Origin of the sequence: Paenibacillus sp. cl6col, assembly GCF_900102125.1 — a bacterium.
Lineage (GTDB): Bacteria > Bacillota > Bacilli > Paenibacillales > Paenibacillaceae > Paenibacillus_B > Paenibacillus_B suaedae.
Genome location: NZ_FNAZ01000001.1, coordinates 40,516 through 58,084, shown reverse-complemented (window position 1 = coordinate 58,084; position 17,569 = coordinate 40,516). Strand labels below are relative to the sequence as shown.

The 17,569-nt window shown below is 45.5% G+C and carries 6 protein-coding genes and 1 pseudogene; 4 read left to right on the top strand and 3 right to left on the bottom strand.

Annotated elements, in window-relative coordinates; translation table 11 throughout:
- Position 1: 1 nt before the first annotated feature.
- The 3 genes and pseudogenes from BLS15_RS00200 to BLS15_RS00190 all read right to left on the bottom strand — a co-directional run.
- A pseudogene (locus BLS15_RS00200) lies at positions 2–190 on the bottom strand (aldo/keto reductase); the annotation flags it as partial.
- A 96-nt stretch (positions 191–286) separates the two neighbouring features.
- On the bottom strand, positions 287–1,303 hold the full coding sequence (gene cydB, locus BLS15_RS00195; protein ID WP_028531896.1) for a cytochrome d ubiquinol oxidase subunit II: 1,017 nt from the start codon (positions 1,301–1,303) through the stop codon (positions 287–289).
- Positions 1,287–2,696 carry a cytochrome ubiquinol oxidase subunit I gene (locus BLS15_RS00190; RefSeq protein ID WP_021253964.1) on the bottom strand — a complete coding sequence of 470 codons (1,410 nt, stop codon included), beginning with the start codon at positions 2,694–2,696 and terminating at the stop codon, positions 1,287–1,289. Before BLS15_RS00190 ends, cydB begins: the two co-directional genes overlap by 17 nt.
- Positions 2,697–3,141: 445 nt before the next feature.
- Between BLS15_RS00190 and BLS15_RS00185 the strand changes: the two genes are divergently transcribed.
- From BLS15_RS00185 to BLS15_RS00170, 4 genes are all read left to right on the top strand, one after another.
- Entirely contained in the window at positions 3,142–4,590 is a 1,449-nt protein-coding gene (locus BLS15_RS00185; protein WP_021253963.1) for a MocR-like pyridoxine biosynthesis transcription factor PdxR, read from the top strand.
- A gap of 190 nt (positions 4,591–4,780) precedes the next feature.
- Positions 4,781–8,308, top strand: a complete 3,528-nt coding sequence (locus tag BLS15_RS00180; RefSeq protein WP_090509290.1) for a discoidin domain-containing protein — start codon at positions 4,781–4,783, stop codon at positions 8,306–8,308.
- A gap of 225 nt (positions 8,309–8,533) precedes the next feature.
- Positions 8,534–12,271, top strand: coding sequence for a hypothetical protein (locus BLS15_RS00175; RefSeq protein ID WP_021253961.1), 3,738 nt, complete (start codon positions 8,534–8,536; stop codon positions 12,269–12,271).
- Between the two features lie 42 nt (positions 12,272–12,313).
- Entirely contained in the window at positions 12,314–17,569 is a 5,256-nt protein-coding gene (locus BLS15_RS00170) for a polymorphic toxin-type HINT domain-containing protein (protein WP_090509287.1), read from the top strand.

The following is a 17,569-nucleotide window of genomic DNA, read 5'->3' as shown; positions in this document are numbered from 1 at the left end:
TAAGCACTGCTTCTGCCCGTGTATCTGAGTACACATCTGCGGTGTCGAATGTAGTGATCCCAGCTTCCAGCGCAGCATGTACACAAGCCTGGGCTGCATGAACGTCCACTTGGGCGCCGTGAGTTATCCAATTCCCAAAAGCAATCTCGCTCACAGATAATCCGCTTGTACCAAGCTTTCGCGAGTTCACTCTAACCCTTCCTTTTTCAGGTAACGGTTCGAGCATAGCAAGCTTATAGTAATTGGTGAAATACTCATTATTTTGCGTATTGATTCGAGAATCCTATTAATACTCCAGATGCTCCTTATCATCGATCCGCTTGCGGAAGACGTAGTAGCTCCAAATTTGATATCCGAGCACGAACGGCAGAATCGTCAGCGAGATATATGTCATCACCTTCAGCGAGTAAGCGCCGGAAGCCGCATTCATAATCGTCAGATTGAACTCAGGGCTGATCGAGCTGACCATCACTCGTGGGAACAAGCCGATGAACATGCTCACGGCCGATAGAATGATAACGGCCCCTGTCATGGCGAACGCCAGTCCATCCCGCTCACGCTTAATGAATGACATGGCCAAGAGCAATACGCCCCCAGCTAACAGCGGCAGGATAAGCCAACCTCTGCCATGAACCGTATAAATATCAGTGCTGACATATGTCATCATGGCGAACAGCAGCAGGACGATGACAACTGCCGGGCTGACATCGCGAGCTGCCTTCCGTGCCCGCTCCCGCAGGTTGCCGGTGGTTCGCAGCGTAATGAAGACGAGTCCGTGCAGAATGCATATCATGACTACGGCCACACCGCCAGCGAGGGAATATCCGTTCAGCAGGTCAAACACACTCCCGACCATTTCTTTGTTCCCGTCAATCGGCACACCGCGAATGATATTGGCGAATACGACACCGAATAGGAAAGGAGGCAGCAGACTACCAATGAAAATCGCGGCATCCCACGCTTTCCTCCAAGCGCCATAATCCATCTTGCCCCTGAACTCGAACGCGACACCGCGCGCGATAAGCGCCAGCAGCAGCACGACGAACGGGATATAGAAACCGCTGAACATCGTCGCATACCATTCCGGAAAGGCAGCGAACATAGCCCCCCCGGCCGTAATTAACCATACCTCGTTCGCATCCCAATAAGGACCGATTGTGTTGATAATGATGCGGCGCTCATGATCCGTCTTCCCGAGGAACCTGGCGACCATGCCTACGCCGAAGTCAAATCCTTCAAGGAAGAAGAAGCCGACGAACAGCACGGCGACGAGCATGAACCATAACTCATTTAGCGATAGCATGCCTTACCTCCTTATCAAATGGATCGTAATTCTTCATATCTTCTTCCCCCGGTTCTTCCATCTGCTCATCTTTACGTATCACCTTGACGAAGAGAACAGCGTCGATAATGGCGAGTACCGCATAAATGGTCGTGAACGCAATGAGCGAGAAGAGAAGTTCTTCCGCCGTAACTGTCGGCGATATGGCGTCCTCTGTACGCATAACTCCGAACACAACCCACGGCTGACGACCCATCTCGGCCATAAGCCATCCCGCCGAATTGGCGAGGAACGGAAAGGCGATCATGCCAACCATCAGCTTCAAGAACCATGGGCGCTGCTCCAGCTTCTTCTTGCGGGATAATATCAGGCCGTAAATGCCGACAAGGCACATGAGCCCTCCTGCGGCAACCATCATGCGGAAGCTCCAGAACGTCATCTTGACCGATGGAATATAATTGCCGGGCCCGTACTTCTGTTCATAGCGTGCTTGAATCTGATTCATCCCTTCTACACTGCCGCTAAGCTTGTTGTACGATAGCAGACTGAGCATATATGGAACTTGGATTTTGAAAGAGTTCTCTTTCTTTTCCGTATCGATTGTGGCAAATAACGTGAACGGTGCCGGATCCTCACTCGTATCCCAGAGCGCCTCGGCCGCTGCCATCTTCATCGGCTGAGAAGTGAGCAGATGCTGCGCCTGTGCATGCCCAATGTAGGCAACGATGACGGACGAAATCAAGGCAACGGTAATCGAGACGCGGAACGAACGGCGGAACATGTCCGGATTGTGTCCACGCAGCAGTTTCCAAGCGCTGACGCCTGACATGAAGAAGGCGCCGGTTGCGAATGCGGCGAACAGCGTATGCGGAAATTGCAGCCACAATTGCGGATTCGTAATAAGTGCGAAGAAGTCGCTCATCTCTGCCCGTCCATTGTTGAATTCATATCCGACAGGCGCATGCATGAACGAGTTGGCGGTCAAGATCCAGAACGCGGACAACACGGTACCGATCGAGACGATCCAGATGCAAGCGAGATGAACGCGCTTCGATAAGCGCTCCCAGCCGAACACCCATAAGCCGATGAAGGTGGATTCCATAAAGAAGGCGAGCAGACCTTCGATGGCAAGCGATGGCCCGAACACATCACCGACGAAGCGGGAATAATTCGACCAGTTCATCCCGAACTGAAACTCCTGCAAAATGCCGGTGACGACGCCAACTGCGAAGTTAATCAGAAATAATTTGCTCCAGAACAAGGCAGCTTGCTTATAAATCTCCTTGCCCTTGACGACATAGAGCGTCTCTAATACGGCGATTAAAAACGCCAGTCCAATCGTCATGGGGACGAAGATGTAGTGGAATAAAGTTGTTGATGCGAATTGGATTCGCGCGAGAATGACCTGATCCATAGAGGCCTCCTTGTGATGAAAATGTGATCGTTGTGCAACAAGAAAAAGGTCTGTGAGATTCGAATAATGTGAATGTCTTCACGTTATGTGGTGCTGTTAGTGTGACACTCGTTAAGATTCAGTCGTTAAGAAAAGCGTTAGGTTATGAGCTTGACGAGGCTGTACGTACATCGCAGCACACATCATTGCACACATCGTACATACTCTTGTCATATGGCACTGGCAGCCAGTCAAGTGAAGTTCTCACGTTCAGCATTATCTTAGAGCAGACTGGAGGGGATGTCGCCATCCATTTCAACAGGGCGGGGTCATCCATGTTCAAGAGACTGACACAGAGTTGACAACGTTTCGATGAAAAGGGTCAGTACGGGATCACGAAGAGCAATGATATACTTATTTATATGTGATAAAAATCACAGACCAAGAAAGCAAGAGGTGTATTTCCATGTGGCAACCGGATCGTTCCAGCAATCAACCACTATATCAGCAGATTGCCGCATATATCGAGCGCAGCATTTATAACGGTGAATTTTCTCCGGGAAGCGTCCTTCCATCGGAACGCAAATTTGCCGAGCAAATACATGTAAATCGAAGCACTATCGTTCAAGCCTATGAAGAGCTGCGTGCTGCAGGCATTATTGAAAGCATGGTCGGTAGTGGTACTCGAGTAAGCAAGTCGAAGTGGGGGGCAGACTCTCAACAAACGCCAGATTGGCATCAATATTTAGATAGCTGCAAGCTAGTCCAGCCTGATCCGGTATACGCCGAATTGATTCGTTCCGCACTGGATTCGGACAGCAACTGTATAGACTTTGCCAGCGGAGAACTGTCACCCGATTTGTCGCCAAATGAAGAGATGAGGATGCTTCTGAGCGAGCATCTGCTGCATGAGGACATGAGCTATGACGATCCTCAGGGCTATGTGCCGCTGCGGGAGGTTCTGTCCACTTCTTTACATCAATATCGCGGCATTCGAACGACAGCATCATCGATTCTCGTTACATCAGGGTCTCATCAATCGCTCTATTTAATAACTCGCCGATTGCTTCAGCCTGGGGATGCGATCGCGATCGAGGATCCTTCCTACTATTATTCTCTGCCTATGTTTCACTCGGCGGGCTTGCGCTTGTTTCGGCTGCCTGTAGACGAGAAGGGGGTATGTCCGGAAGGGATATTGTCCTTGTATCGGGAGCACAACATACGGATGATATTCGTGAATCCGAATTACCATAATCCAACGGGCCGTGTGCTTGACCCCTCTAGACGGGAACAATTGCTTGAGATTTGCGGCAACCTAGGCATTCCCATTGTAGAGGATGATCCGTTCAGCTTGACGTCCTTCACAGGCAATCCGCCGCCGACACTGAAATCGATTGATACAAACAATACCGTCATTTATATTGGCTCATTATCCAAAGTTGTAGCGTCAGGCCTGCGGATCGGATGGATGGTTGCCCCGCAGTCTGTTATCACGCGGCTTGCTGCTGAACGACAGCAAATCGACTTCGGAATGAGTGTGCTGCCACAGCGGATCGCCGCACGTTTGCTGTCGGAAACTTATTTTGACCGCCATTTGGTACGGCTGCGGCAGGAACTCCTCAAGAAACGGAACTTGCTTATCGATGCGCTGCAGCGCGAACTTCCAGGGGAGGTGGCATATTCCCTTCCACAAGGAGGTCTGCACTTATGGTGCAAAGTAAAAACATCGATTCCTGATGCAAAATTGCTAGAGGAAAGCATAAAGCGAGGGGTTCTCTATAATCCTGGTACGGTCTACGGTTCAGAACCTGGGTATGTCCGGTTTACGTATGCAAGGCCGCATGAGGATGAAATTGGGTTAGGAATAGCGCGATTTGCTCAAGCGATTCATGCATCACAGCAGCGAGCAAAATGATTCATACCGGAGTAGAAATTCAAAAAAAGAAATGCAATTGGAAAGTTCCTCCTTTCTAGTTGCATTTTTTTGTAATATGATAGAGAGGAAAGAAAAAGAAAGCGTTTGCGAAATTGAGCGCAGATGAGATTGGAGGGAGGAAGAAGGAGGGACTATGCTATCCGATAACTAGATGAGATGGAGGGAAATAATGAAGAGATCTATGTATTTGAAAGCGGTTTCGATGCTGCTCAGTTTGATGGTTGTTATGACCTCGACGCTTACAGTAGTACAGCCTAAGGCGTACGCTCAACCAAACGGGCAGGAGAATGTAAAGGTGGAGCATCAAGATGAAGGCTCAGTCCTATCTAAACCAGATAAGGGTGATGGGACTCCGCCGAGCGTTACAGATGTCGTGTATGACAAGGACGGCAATATCCTTCCGAATCCGATTGGAGACTCCAATGAGGAAGCTGCTCGTCTCCTCGCGGCTGCTACATTTAGCGGAACGAATCTAGCTCTGCATAAGCCAGCCTTTTCCTCCGGTAATGAAGTAGATTATTTGGGGCCTGAGCTGGCTGTAGACGGAAAAGGGAATACAAGATGGTCTTCGGCGAAGGAAGATGATCAATGGTTCTATGTAGATCTCGGAGAGAAAAAAGCATTCGATCGTGTCGTAATCCGTTGGCAAACGCCGGCCGATACATACAAGATCCTCGTATCGGATGACGCTCAGAATTGGACGAATGTGAAGGACAACGATGGTTCCATCCAATGTAAGGGCGGTGTGGAGACGGTTGATTTCCCTTCCCTCGAAGCTCGTTATGTGAAGTTCCAAGGTGTGAAGCGTGCTCCTGTCGATGGAGTACTGTATGGCTATTCCTTTTTTGAATTTGAGGTGTATCAATTGAATGACTTGCAATCTGTCATTGACAAGGTGACGGCAGCGCTCACGGTGCAAGCCGGACAGACGAAGCTCGATTGGTCCACTGCAGGAGTGCCGGAAGGCTACAGCGTCAGTGTATTTGGTAGCGACAGGGTTCCTGTCATCGACCGTGAAGGCAACATCCGTACACCACTAGTAGACGCCAAGGTGAATCTGATGATTCAGGTGGAGGATCAGAATAATCCAGACCGGAAGCTGCTGTCAGGAAGTATCCCCGTAATCGTTCCAGGCTTGCATAAGCAGACATCGGATCGCAATTCCGAGCCGGAAGTAATCCCTTCTCTGTGCGAATGGTACGGGGATTCGGGCAATTTCCAGTTAAAGAAATCTTCGCGAATTGTAGTCAATCCAAAGGATGAGTCTTTGCTCCGTAAGGCGGCAGAGCTGACTAGCGCAGATGTATTGGATCTGACGGGATACCAGCTTGCGGTAGTCTCTGGGACGCCGAAATCTGGGGATTTGTATCTGTCGATTGATCCTTCTTTATCATGGCTTGGCGATGAAGGAAACGTATTCAAGGTAGGGGAGTATGTATCCATTACCTCTTCTTCAGCTAAGGGAGCTTTCTTCGGAACGAGAACAGCGCTCCAAATCATTAAGCAGAATAAGGACTTGACGATTCCACGAGGTGAAGCAAGGGATTATCCGAAGTATGAGAAGCGTGGACTCATGATCGACGTAGCCCGCAAATTCTTCACGGTTGATTTCCTTCGCGATTATGTGAAGCTGTTGTCATGGTACAAGATGAACATGTTCCAAATTCACTTGAATGATGACGTCGGGGAGCCATTCGCAGATGGCACACGTGCAGCATACCGCTTAGAAAGCACGACGTATCCTGGACTTGCAAGTGCCAGTGGGCATTATACGAAGCAAGAATTCAAGGATTTGCAGCTCATGGGCATGGACTATGGCATTAATATCATCCCGGAAATCGACACACCCGGACATTCTCGCGCATTCACGACCTACAACCCGGCGCTTGGAGACGATTCCCATTTGGACATTTCTAAGCCGGAAACCGTGGAATTCATCAAGAACTTATTCAATGAGTATATAGATGGAAGTGACCCAACATTCGTCGGGCCAGAAGTGCATATTGGCACGGATGAATATTGGGGTCCGGATATCGAGCGCTACCGTTGGTACATGGATACACTCGTGAAGCATATTAACAGCAAAGGCAAGCACCCGCACATGTGGGGAGGCTTGACCCAATATACCGGAACGACGCCGATTAGCAATGACGCAACGATGGACATCTGGTATGAGCCATACGGTGCGCCACAGCAGGCGGTGGATCTCGGCTATGATGTCATCAACTCGCAGAATGTATACATGTACATTGTGCCTACCCTATACGGAAACTACTTGAATTCGCAATTCCTGTACGATGAGTGGGAGCCGAACAAGTGGGAGAACACATCGCTGCCACTTGGCCATCCGCGCGTGAAGGGCGGCATGTTCTCCATGTGGAATGACGTATCTGAAGCGAATGGCTTGTCAATGGACGATGCGCATATCCGATTGCTGCCTGGCATACAGGTCGTGGCAGAGAAGCTGTGGACGGGAACGCGCGATGATAAATCCTTTGCGCAATTTAACAATCGTACAAAGGTGATCGGTGATGCGCCGAATGCCGATCGTTCCCACAAAATTACAGTAAACAATCCAGACAATCTCGTTATGCAGTACATGTTCGAGAAGGGATTTAAGGATGGCTCGGGCAATGGATTTGATGGCAAGGCAGTCAATGTGGATATAACGGAAGGAAAATATGAACAGGGGGCGCATTTCAACGGCGGCAAGAGCTACATCGAGACGCCAGTTGATGCGATTGGGTTCGGTTGGACCGCGTCCATGTGGATCAAGCCGGACAAGGATAATCCAGATGACGCTGTCTTGATGGAATCGCCTGTTGGTACGATGAAATTGAAGCAGGGCAACACAGGAAAGCTCGGATTTAGCAAGGAGCATTATAACAGCACGTTCAATTATGTCGTTCCGGAAGACAAGTGGACCCATATCTTGCTGAAGGGCGATGACAAGGGTGTATCCCTGTTCGTCAATATTGATGAGTATGTGGAACGTTTGGAAATGCAATATCCAAAGATGAATACGCTTGTCTTGCCGACGCTTCGCATTGGAAGCGAGACGAACGCATTTAAGGGCATGTTGGATAATGTGGTCATCTACAACAAAGCAATCGAGCTGCTCAGCACGGAAAATCTGGCTCTGCACAAGGCTACGGAATCCTCGGAGCCAGAGTTCCCATACTATTCCTCCGACAAGGCCGTAGATGGCAATCCGTCTACTCGCTGGGCCAGCAAGTATGTGGATGATGCTTGGTTCCTTGTAGACTTGGGAGAGGTCAAGGATATCAATAAGGTAATTATCAAGTGGGAAGGCGCCTATGCGGAGAAGTATCAGCTTCTTGTATCTGATGACAAGACGAACTGGAGAAATATTTCCGGTGAAGGCGGAGTCATTGAGTCCAAGGGTAAAATGGACATTCTCGAATTTAACACGACGTCAGCTCGCTATGTGAAGTTCCAAGGCATCCAGCGGGCAACCGTCTTCGGCAACTCTTTCTACGAGTTTGAGGTATATTCACCAGGGCAAATTCCTGAATACAAGCAGTTGATCGCTACCATGGATGATATGCTGGCGAAGATCGGCAACAAGGGGAAATGGTACAAATTAATGCTCGAAGTGCTGAACCGATACCCATACGATGCCAATCGTCCGATTGATGAGATGAAGACGCTCATGTCGAAGCTTGAACCGAAATAACAGATAGACTGTTGAAATAATTAAAAAACTCGCTTCCTTGCTGGAGGCGAGTTTTTTTGTGCAGATGAAAGAAGATACATCGGTCTTTTGATCTAAAATAGTAGATGATATTCCTGATTTTAGGGATTAAAAAAGGGACTTTTCCCCTATTAATATTCCTTATTATGGAACTGTTAAAGAATAGTGAATGTTAAATTCTAGAATTTGAATGAAAAGGAGAATAAGATGATTTATAAGAAGCTAATAAAGTGTGTTCTTGCTATCGCTATAGCGATAAGTATTCCGGGAACGGGACAAGTGTTAGCGCTTGACCTAGAGGAGGAAGAGGTTAATGCTCCATTGCCGGAAGATATTGAATCTGATGTTCCAACTATACCTGTTACAGAAAATGTATACGGAGATAGGGTGATGATGGCCGCAGAGTATACGGAATTCGTTATCAATCCAGGAGAGTCGTATGAATTCTCGTTTGATGTCTCATCGACTACTCGTACGATTTATACAGATGCAAGTCAATCCAAAGGCATCTTTTATGATTATGTTGTATATGGAAAAAAGGGTGATGCCAAGCGGAAGGGCATGGATCGTACGGGAGTCATAAATTTTGATACGGATGAGACAGTAGTTATCAGTATACCAACTGAATCTAATCCGATGACGGTGAAGATTCGCGACGATGCTACTTACTCCATAACATCTGAACCTGCTTTATTAAGATTTACCCTACAGAAAGGGGAAAGCTACCGCCTCCTTAATGTTGGCCCGAACGGGTCAAAATCAATCGCGAGCAACGTATCTTCAAGTCAAGAGCGGCGCTATGACTATTCTGTGTACAATGCTGATGGCAAGAGGGTTAGTGGGGCCTACTACTCTGTAGGCAAACCACAGATTTCTAATGACGAGGAGTTAATTATTACAGGAGTAACTTCGAACCCTGTGACGATAGGATTTCCTTACCGAATCGCAGATGGAGAAGTGAGTGATGAGCCTGCTTATTTACGCATTGATTTGAACCCTGGTGAAAGCTATGAACTGACCAATCTAAGTACGAAAACGGAAATCATTCAATTTGAAAATCCAAGCAAACACCGATTTGATTATGTAATTTATAAGCCGGACGGAACAGAACACACCCATAGATCGAACAGCAGCAGTGAGCCGAGTGTTCAATCGGGCTATAAGATCGTTATAACATTAGTTAGCGATAACCCTACTACGATAGGCGCACCTTATCGAGCGTTCGAGGGCAGCGATTCTGATGAAGCAATTCATCGTATCACAGTAAGCCGAGGTGAGTCCTATATCATTTCAAATAATAGTAGCAAGAGCCACTCACTGCATAATGATGCGGTTAAGCTTGGAGGAACATTTGATTATGTAACTTACAGAGCGGATGGAGCGCGTCTATATGATGAGATGAACTCCAAGAAGCAGCCGGGTATATCATCAGGAGCATCGACAATTGTCACGGTTCAAACGGACATACCAGTAACCTTTGAATATACGGATGATTTTTCAATGGAATATACCGGAGAACCAGCTTATGTTCGTGCAACATTAACACAAGGGCAGACTCATGAGTTCACGAACAGAAGCGAGGGCCCAGCCTATCTACGCAGTGACTCTACCTATTCTGGAGGAAGATTTGATTATGTCATTTACTATCCAGATGGAACCGAACGGTCGAGAGGGAAAAATTCATATAGTAAACCGAATGTGCCTGCAGGCCATACAATCATAGTTACCAATGTAACGGATATACCTATCACGTTTGGTGGCCCATATCGCATATTCGCTGAGCAGGAGAACCCAGGTGAGGCAATCCAGCGCATTACGGTGAATCAAGGTGAATCCTATGTATTTCATAATAATGGTTCACGAATGCAATCTGTTCGAAATGATGCCCCTAAGGTAAAAGGGTCATTTGATTATGTTGTATATGAAGCAGACGGGAACATTCACGGCAATGGGATTAATTCGAAAGTTGCAACGTATATCCCGGCGGGAGGCTATGCGATTGTGACTTCTCAGTCTCTCGAGCCAATTACTTTTGAGTACGCCGATACTATTACTATTCAGCAAAGTTCCGATCCATCTCATCTGCGTGTCACACTTACGCAAGGGAAAAGCTATGAATTCACGAATGTAAGCACGAAAACAAGAACGCTGAATAATGATGCAACCATCTCTACGAGTGGAAAATTTGATTATGTTATTTATCGTGCAGATGGTACTGAAAGCAGTAGTGGATTAAGCACCTCTTACAGCCAATCAGTTGCAGCGGGCGATCGAATCGTAGTGACGACAGTGTCTGAGGCACCTGTAACCTTTATCGGAATTTACACGGTGTTTAAGGGTCAAGAAAACGCTAGCGGCACGTATCAACAAATTACGATAAATAAGAATGAATCTTACGCATTCTTAAATAAGGGTCCATCAGGAATGGTTATCAGAAAAGATGTCACTTCTGAACATGGGTCAATAGATACAGTAGTATACGATGCAATGGGAAAAGTGGCGAGTAAAACGCCGGACTCAACAAGTAGCTTCACAACATCGGTATCTGGAAAAATGATTGTAACCGTCACATCATCTGCACCTGTGGTACTTCGGTACAATGACGGCATCTCTGTTGAAAAGTCAGCTCATCCTGCTATGCTCCGTGCTTTAGTAGCAAAAGGGAATAGTTATTCTTTTACAAATATAAGCGACTCTACGGAAACGTTATTTTCTCTCCCGGGAGGACTGCAGTATGAATACGCTTATATTCTAACGGGACCTGACGGTCATATTCAGAAAATGAGTGATCGATATGTCGGTACATTAAGTATTCCTGCAGGATGCAACGTAGTGGTTACAACTGTAAGTGCCGAGCCGATTACCTTTGCAGGTGTATATACTTCCTTCCAAGGAGGAGAAACTGTTACGCCAGGGAAATCGTTCAAAGTAAACAAAGATGAGAGCTACGTACTCGTAAACCAACACAACCAGTCCGTATTGCTTGAAAATTTGGCACCGTCAGATGTAGGTCGTCACTATGATTACGCAGTATATGATGTTCAAAATATTCCACTAAGCGCTCAATTGGAGCATGTAGGCAATGTGACTATACCTGCTGGTGGCACGGTTGTGATTACAGGGACCTCCGAACTTCCTGTTCTCTTCAAGGAGAATGACAAGATTATCGCGACTCCGAGCAGAGAACCAGCTCTGCTTAAGAGAGTGCTCGAGTTGAATCAGCAAGTCATGTTCCAGAACAAGACGTATTCGACAGCTCACGTCGTAACCGATGCATCGAAGGCGAATGCGAAATTCTATGATTATGTTGCTTATAAGGCAGATGGAAGCATTCATAAGCAAGGCACTCAAGCAGAAACGAGTGCAGAAGTTCCTGGTGGAGGCAATGTTCGGATTACAGTGACTTCCAATTCACCAGTCAAGTTCGGAGCGCCATATCGAGCCTTTACGATTTCTAGAGGGGATGTCGTATTTGAGGAATTACTAAATAACGTACAGAAAACGGTGATTAAACAGCTAAATCAAACCGGCTACTACAAGTATAAAGCGTTACGTACCGGAGTGGTTCGGTTTGTGACGAAAGAAAAAGAACCATTTGAGCTGCAGCCTGTCATCACACTATATGCAGATGAGTCACTGACGAAACCAATTAAGGCCTCCAAAGAAGTAAAGCAAGTGCACGGGGAAGACTACACAGTACTAGAATATGAACTGACAATTAATCAAGTCTACTATTTGACTTTGGAAGAAGAGAAAGGCAAAGGGCTAGATGTTGTTCTTGTTGCAGCATCCTTGTACTTGCTGCCTAAAACAACTTACCAATACAACTATGGAAATAACACATTAAGCAAAATAACACTCTATACAGGTGATGAAATTCAATTCGAATACGATGCCAGAGGGAATCTGATCAAGAGAACGAAAAAGGTTTATCCATTTAAATAGTAAAAATAAGTTCTTGAATTTGAATAGGAAAGGATTTTGCAGATGTTTAAGAAATGTTTAGCGATTCTGTTATGTATAGCGATTGTTCTGCCTGGCTTTCCAATAACGAACGTCTATGCAGAGGCGGAACAAAACAATAATAGACAGCTACGGGCAAGTGAATCTGTTAAGCCTATTACAATTAAATGGGTACTAGAGCAATTTCAAGTTACAGAGGAATGGCTCTATAAACAGATTGCTTCCGGCCATTCATTGTACAACATTTATCAGGCATTGCTGGATCAAAAGCAGGGTAGAGGAAGTGCGGATGAAATCCTTAAGAACGCTTCTGTTACTGAACCCATCCTCTGGGATACAGGAGAAGAACCTAAGGAAGAATATTCAAAGACACCTCAACAACTGTCGGTAGAAGTAGAAGCAGGGCAACCTGCTTTTGCTTCTGCATCCTATGATGAACCTGCGTTGCAGCATCATAAACTAAGAAATGAAACTTCTTCGTATGAAATTGGCTATGGTCAAGATTCGATTTCTACTACGACCGGTGATTTGTACGTTCAATCGGTAGATATCATATTACCAGGTACGATCCCTTTTGCTCTCGTTCGGAAATATGATAGCGCATTAGCAAGCCAGGAAATGGGTGTGGAAAAGGATGCGCAATCGGGGCAGTATCGTAATGCTGTGAAAGTGCGAAGAGAAGAGGCTAGCTCCGCATTAGGTCGTGGTTGGAGATGGGATCTGCCTTATCTACAAACGGATAACGGAAATAAGTACTTGTACGTTCCGGGAATTGGAACCTATCTATTAGGTACAGATTTGAGTTTATTAGGGTATGGGCTAAAAAATGTGCTTGTTAAGGTGGATTCCAGCCAGTCAGTATCAGGCATCCCAAGTGCCTATAAGCTCTCTGTATTGAACGGATATGATTATTTTCTGGATGCGAACGGATACTTGATTCTGATTAAGGATAATTACGGTAATAAAGTAGAATTTGCATATAACACGAATGATGGCATTAAAGTATTGTCATCGATTTCGAATAATGATGGAAATAAGCTGATTTTTACATATAGTACGAATCAGGTTATGGTTCAACAATCAGGGACGGAACGGAAATACACATATAACAAAAGTCAAGAGGAAGGCCGCACGGTATTGAACCAGGTCGTCGATCCGGCTGGTCGCAGCACCAAGTATATATATTACTTCCCGGAATCTAGATTTAACTTTTTACCGGATCTCGTGAATGATATAGATAATCAAGGGATGAACGAATATGCCATGTTAACTCGAATTGTTCATCCTTCATCTGCGTTTACGACGATTGACTATGTAGCTAAGCGTAAACAGATCGGAGCATACGCTTCTGAATTTGTGTACAAAGTTCGGAGCCGAGAGGATTCTTATGCTTCGATGGAAGGAGACGTGAAGTTACATCCTATTAAACTGGAGTACTCGAATGAAGATTTAGAAAGCTTCGGGAAGGACGCATCTTGGACGACGAAGGTAAACTCAGAACAGTTAACGGAGCAATATCGAATTAAAAAAGTGTATGCCTCTCCAAATCAGCCAGACTTGCATGTTATGGAGCGGGTTCAGATAAGCGATGGAACAACAGAGATGGATCGCTCGATGACTTATGATATGGCCGCCAAGCATAATCTGCCTCTTCGAATTGAAGAAACGACTTCTCAGAATGGAGCATCGACGAATGCTGAGTCCATATCGTACAGCTATGATGATAAGGGATTGCTGTTGTCTGAGAAGCTTAGCACAGGGCAAGAATCGACAATTCAATATCAGACAGGCTCAACGCCGTATTATTGGTCAAGACCTAGCCAGGTTCTAACGAAGATTTTACCTGCATTGAATCAGAATCGTGTAACTGTACTCAAGTACGATGATAAAGGAAGCGTTACAAATCATTCTGTTCATGAAGGTGCTTCGTCCAACAAAGCAATTGCTTCGTCCGAATATAGATACGATTCAATCGGGAACGTGTCAACGAGCATCGTGTATGATGATGGCCGCCTAATCATTACGTCCTTCGGTTATGAATCTCCATACGGGAAATCACTCGTTACAAGTCGAGGGTTGAATGTAACCGATGCAGATGGAAGCAAGAATATGATTACGACGAGATTCGAATACTTGCCGACGGGTCAGCTGAACAAGGTGGTTGATGGTCGCGGTATTGCGGAACAGTACCAATATGATCGCTTAGGACGTATGCTGCAGTTGATCTATCCAGACGGTACCTCGATTCGTAATGTCTATGACGATTCAAATAATGAGGTAGCCACGACGGCTCCGGATGGAATCATGACAGTACAAAGATATAATCCTGTAGGCATGCTGGCAGAGGAGCAAAATGGTCAGGCTCGTTACAAATATACTTATGATGAACGAGGAAACTTGATCTCACAATCTGATGCGGAAGACAATAAGACACAATTCCGCTACGATGCATTTAGTCGCCTGCTAGAAACGCAATATGCGGATCAAACGAAAGATCGCATAGATTATGATCTAATTAATCGTAAGTTAACGTATACGGATGCGGCAGGGTATGAGGTTCGTGAAACGTATGATTCACTATGGCGAGTGAGCGCTATGGAAGAAAATACGGGAAATGGTTATAACATTACGAGCAAGCTGACTTATAATCTCGCAGGTAATGTTTTGAACAATGAAGATGCCAAGGGAAAACAAGTGAAATTTGGCTACGATGTGCTCGGCAGATTGAGAAGCGTTGAGGATCAAGATGGGAGATTAACCTCCTATGCTTATAGCCAGGGTGGTTTTCTGAAGGAAGTTTCGTCTTCAAACAACATGCGGGATCTGCTTAATTATGACGAACTCGGGCGTCTTACGAAATATACAAGATCGGGAGGCACTGAGAAATTCTACTACGACGAAAGCAATAATTTGAAAAAATTCGTCAACAAAGCTGGTCAAGCCACCGAATACTCGTACGATCAAAATAATTTGCTGAAGACCATGAAAACAGCAGATGAAACCGTAGAGTATAGTTATGATTCCAATGGCAGCATTACTGCGATGAAGGATCGTCATGGGGTAACCGGCTACAAATATGATGCGGATGACGGTATGCTGATTGGCATTTCTTATCCAGACGGTACGAAATTGGATTATGAACGGAACTCGCAGCAACATACTGGATATACGTTAACAGGCGCGGATAAGCAAGTCATGCGTGTTCAAGGACAATTAAATGAAATGAATCAAGTGTCGGAGCTTCAGGTATACGGTGGGAATGCAAACAGTAAAGGGTTGAATGCTGCGGCAAATACACCACTGGATCGATTCACCTTCGAGTATAGTCCGAACCAGCAAATGAAGCGCCAAGCAAATGGCAAAGGGTTAAGCACTGATTATTCATTCAATGGATATGATCTAACAGGATTATCGAATAATGGCGCACCAAGTGACCAAAAATTTAATTATCAGTATGACGTGAACAAAAATATTACGGGCATAACATCAGGAAATCAAGTCAGTGAGTTCACTTATGATGCTTTGAACCGGATACTAAGCGTTAAGGATCAGAATACAGATGATACGTATACGTATGACGTAATTGGTAACCGGACTGGATTAGTCAACAAGACTGTGTCAGGCATGAAGAATGCATCATATTCCTTTGACTTGCTTAACCGTCTTACTCAAGTAAAAGGGGGCAATGGAAAGGAAGTTAATTACGCTTATAGCGGGGATGGACTGCTGTATGAGCGGGCAACAAAAGAGAAGCGGACTCGCTATTACTATGATGCATCTGCAAATCTAGTTGCAGAAGCGGAAGTAGGAACAGATGGCAAGCCAAGCATCGCATATGCATACATCTATGATGTGCAAGGCAAGCTGTGGGCGCGCCAAGAAATGAAGTCCAAGGAGCTTCAATACTATCGTTTTAATGGACATGGCGACGTCGTAGCGCTACTGGATAGTGCAGGCAAGGAATTGAACACGTATACGTATGACATCTGGGGCAATCCGGACACGGAGAAGGAGCAAGTACCGAACATCTTCCGCTATTCCGGAGAGTATTGGGACTCGGAGACAGGCTTGCAATATTTAAGAGCACGCTGGTATGATCCGAGCCAAGGCCGCTTCATGTCGGAAGATACGTATGCTGGGAATCTTACGAATCCGTTAAGCATGAATCGGTATTCGTATGTTGAGAACAATCCGTTGATTTATTCTGATCCATCTGGGAACTATTGCGTCTCAGTTGACGGGAAATATGCTCATACAGGTCAATGTGCTGATCAAAGTAATGCTGATTATTATATGGATGACAGAATTGTCATGGCATATATATTGCCTTATATGTCAGCCGGGGTTGTAAAAGGTTTTTATAATAACAAGGCGCAAATTGAATATCTATCACCAAAGGAACAAAACAGACAGACTTTTTGGGAGATTTACAGTAAAGCGGAATTTAATCAAATGAAACTTGAGCTTCCTTTAACAGATGCGGAATATATGTTTGCTACGGTAACCAATAATTCGCTATCAACAAAAGGCCTTCCAAAATTCAGTGCTAAAAATAAGCCGAGTGTGAAAGTAGGAAAAAACAGTGGTTGCAATTGTTTTACCGCTGGAACCAAGGTTCAAACAGACGATGGAGAGAAAAATATCGAAGACATTGAAGTCGGAGATAAGGTTCTTGCTAAGTCTGAGTTTGATGCAAATGGAGAATTGGCTTATAAGGAAGTCACAGCACTCTATACGAATTACCGTAATGATATAATAAAGCTATACATTGGTGATCTCCTCATCGAGACGACCGACAACCATCCGTTTTGGGTGGAAGGTAAGGGATGGATCTTCGCAGATGAGCTTAAGGTGGGGGATAAACTCCAAAAGGCTGATGGAAGTAATCTGACGATTGATAGAGTAGAGTTTGTCTTACTGGACGAGCCAGTGATGGTATATAACTTTACGGTTGCGGACTATCATACGTATTATGTAACGGATTTAGGGATATGGGTTCATAATACAAAATGTGGATGGGTAAGGATGACAACGAAGCAGGCCACAAATGCTGCCAAGAAATTAGGATTCGAACCAACTAAGCTTACTGCAAAGACCAAAGAAAAAATTTTTTATAACAAAAAAACTAAAACATATATCAGTCAAGATATTGGCAGTGGTAACGGTTTGGGGCCGCATAATGGTGGTGTTTGGAAGCAGGCAACGACACCAGAACGGCTTAATAGCAGAGATACGAGAATGGGAACGTATGATGCTAATTTGAATCGAGTAGGTGATTAA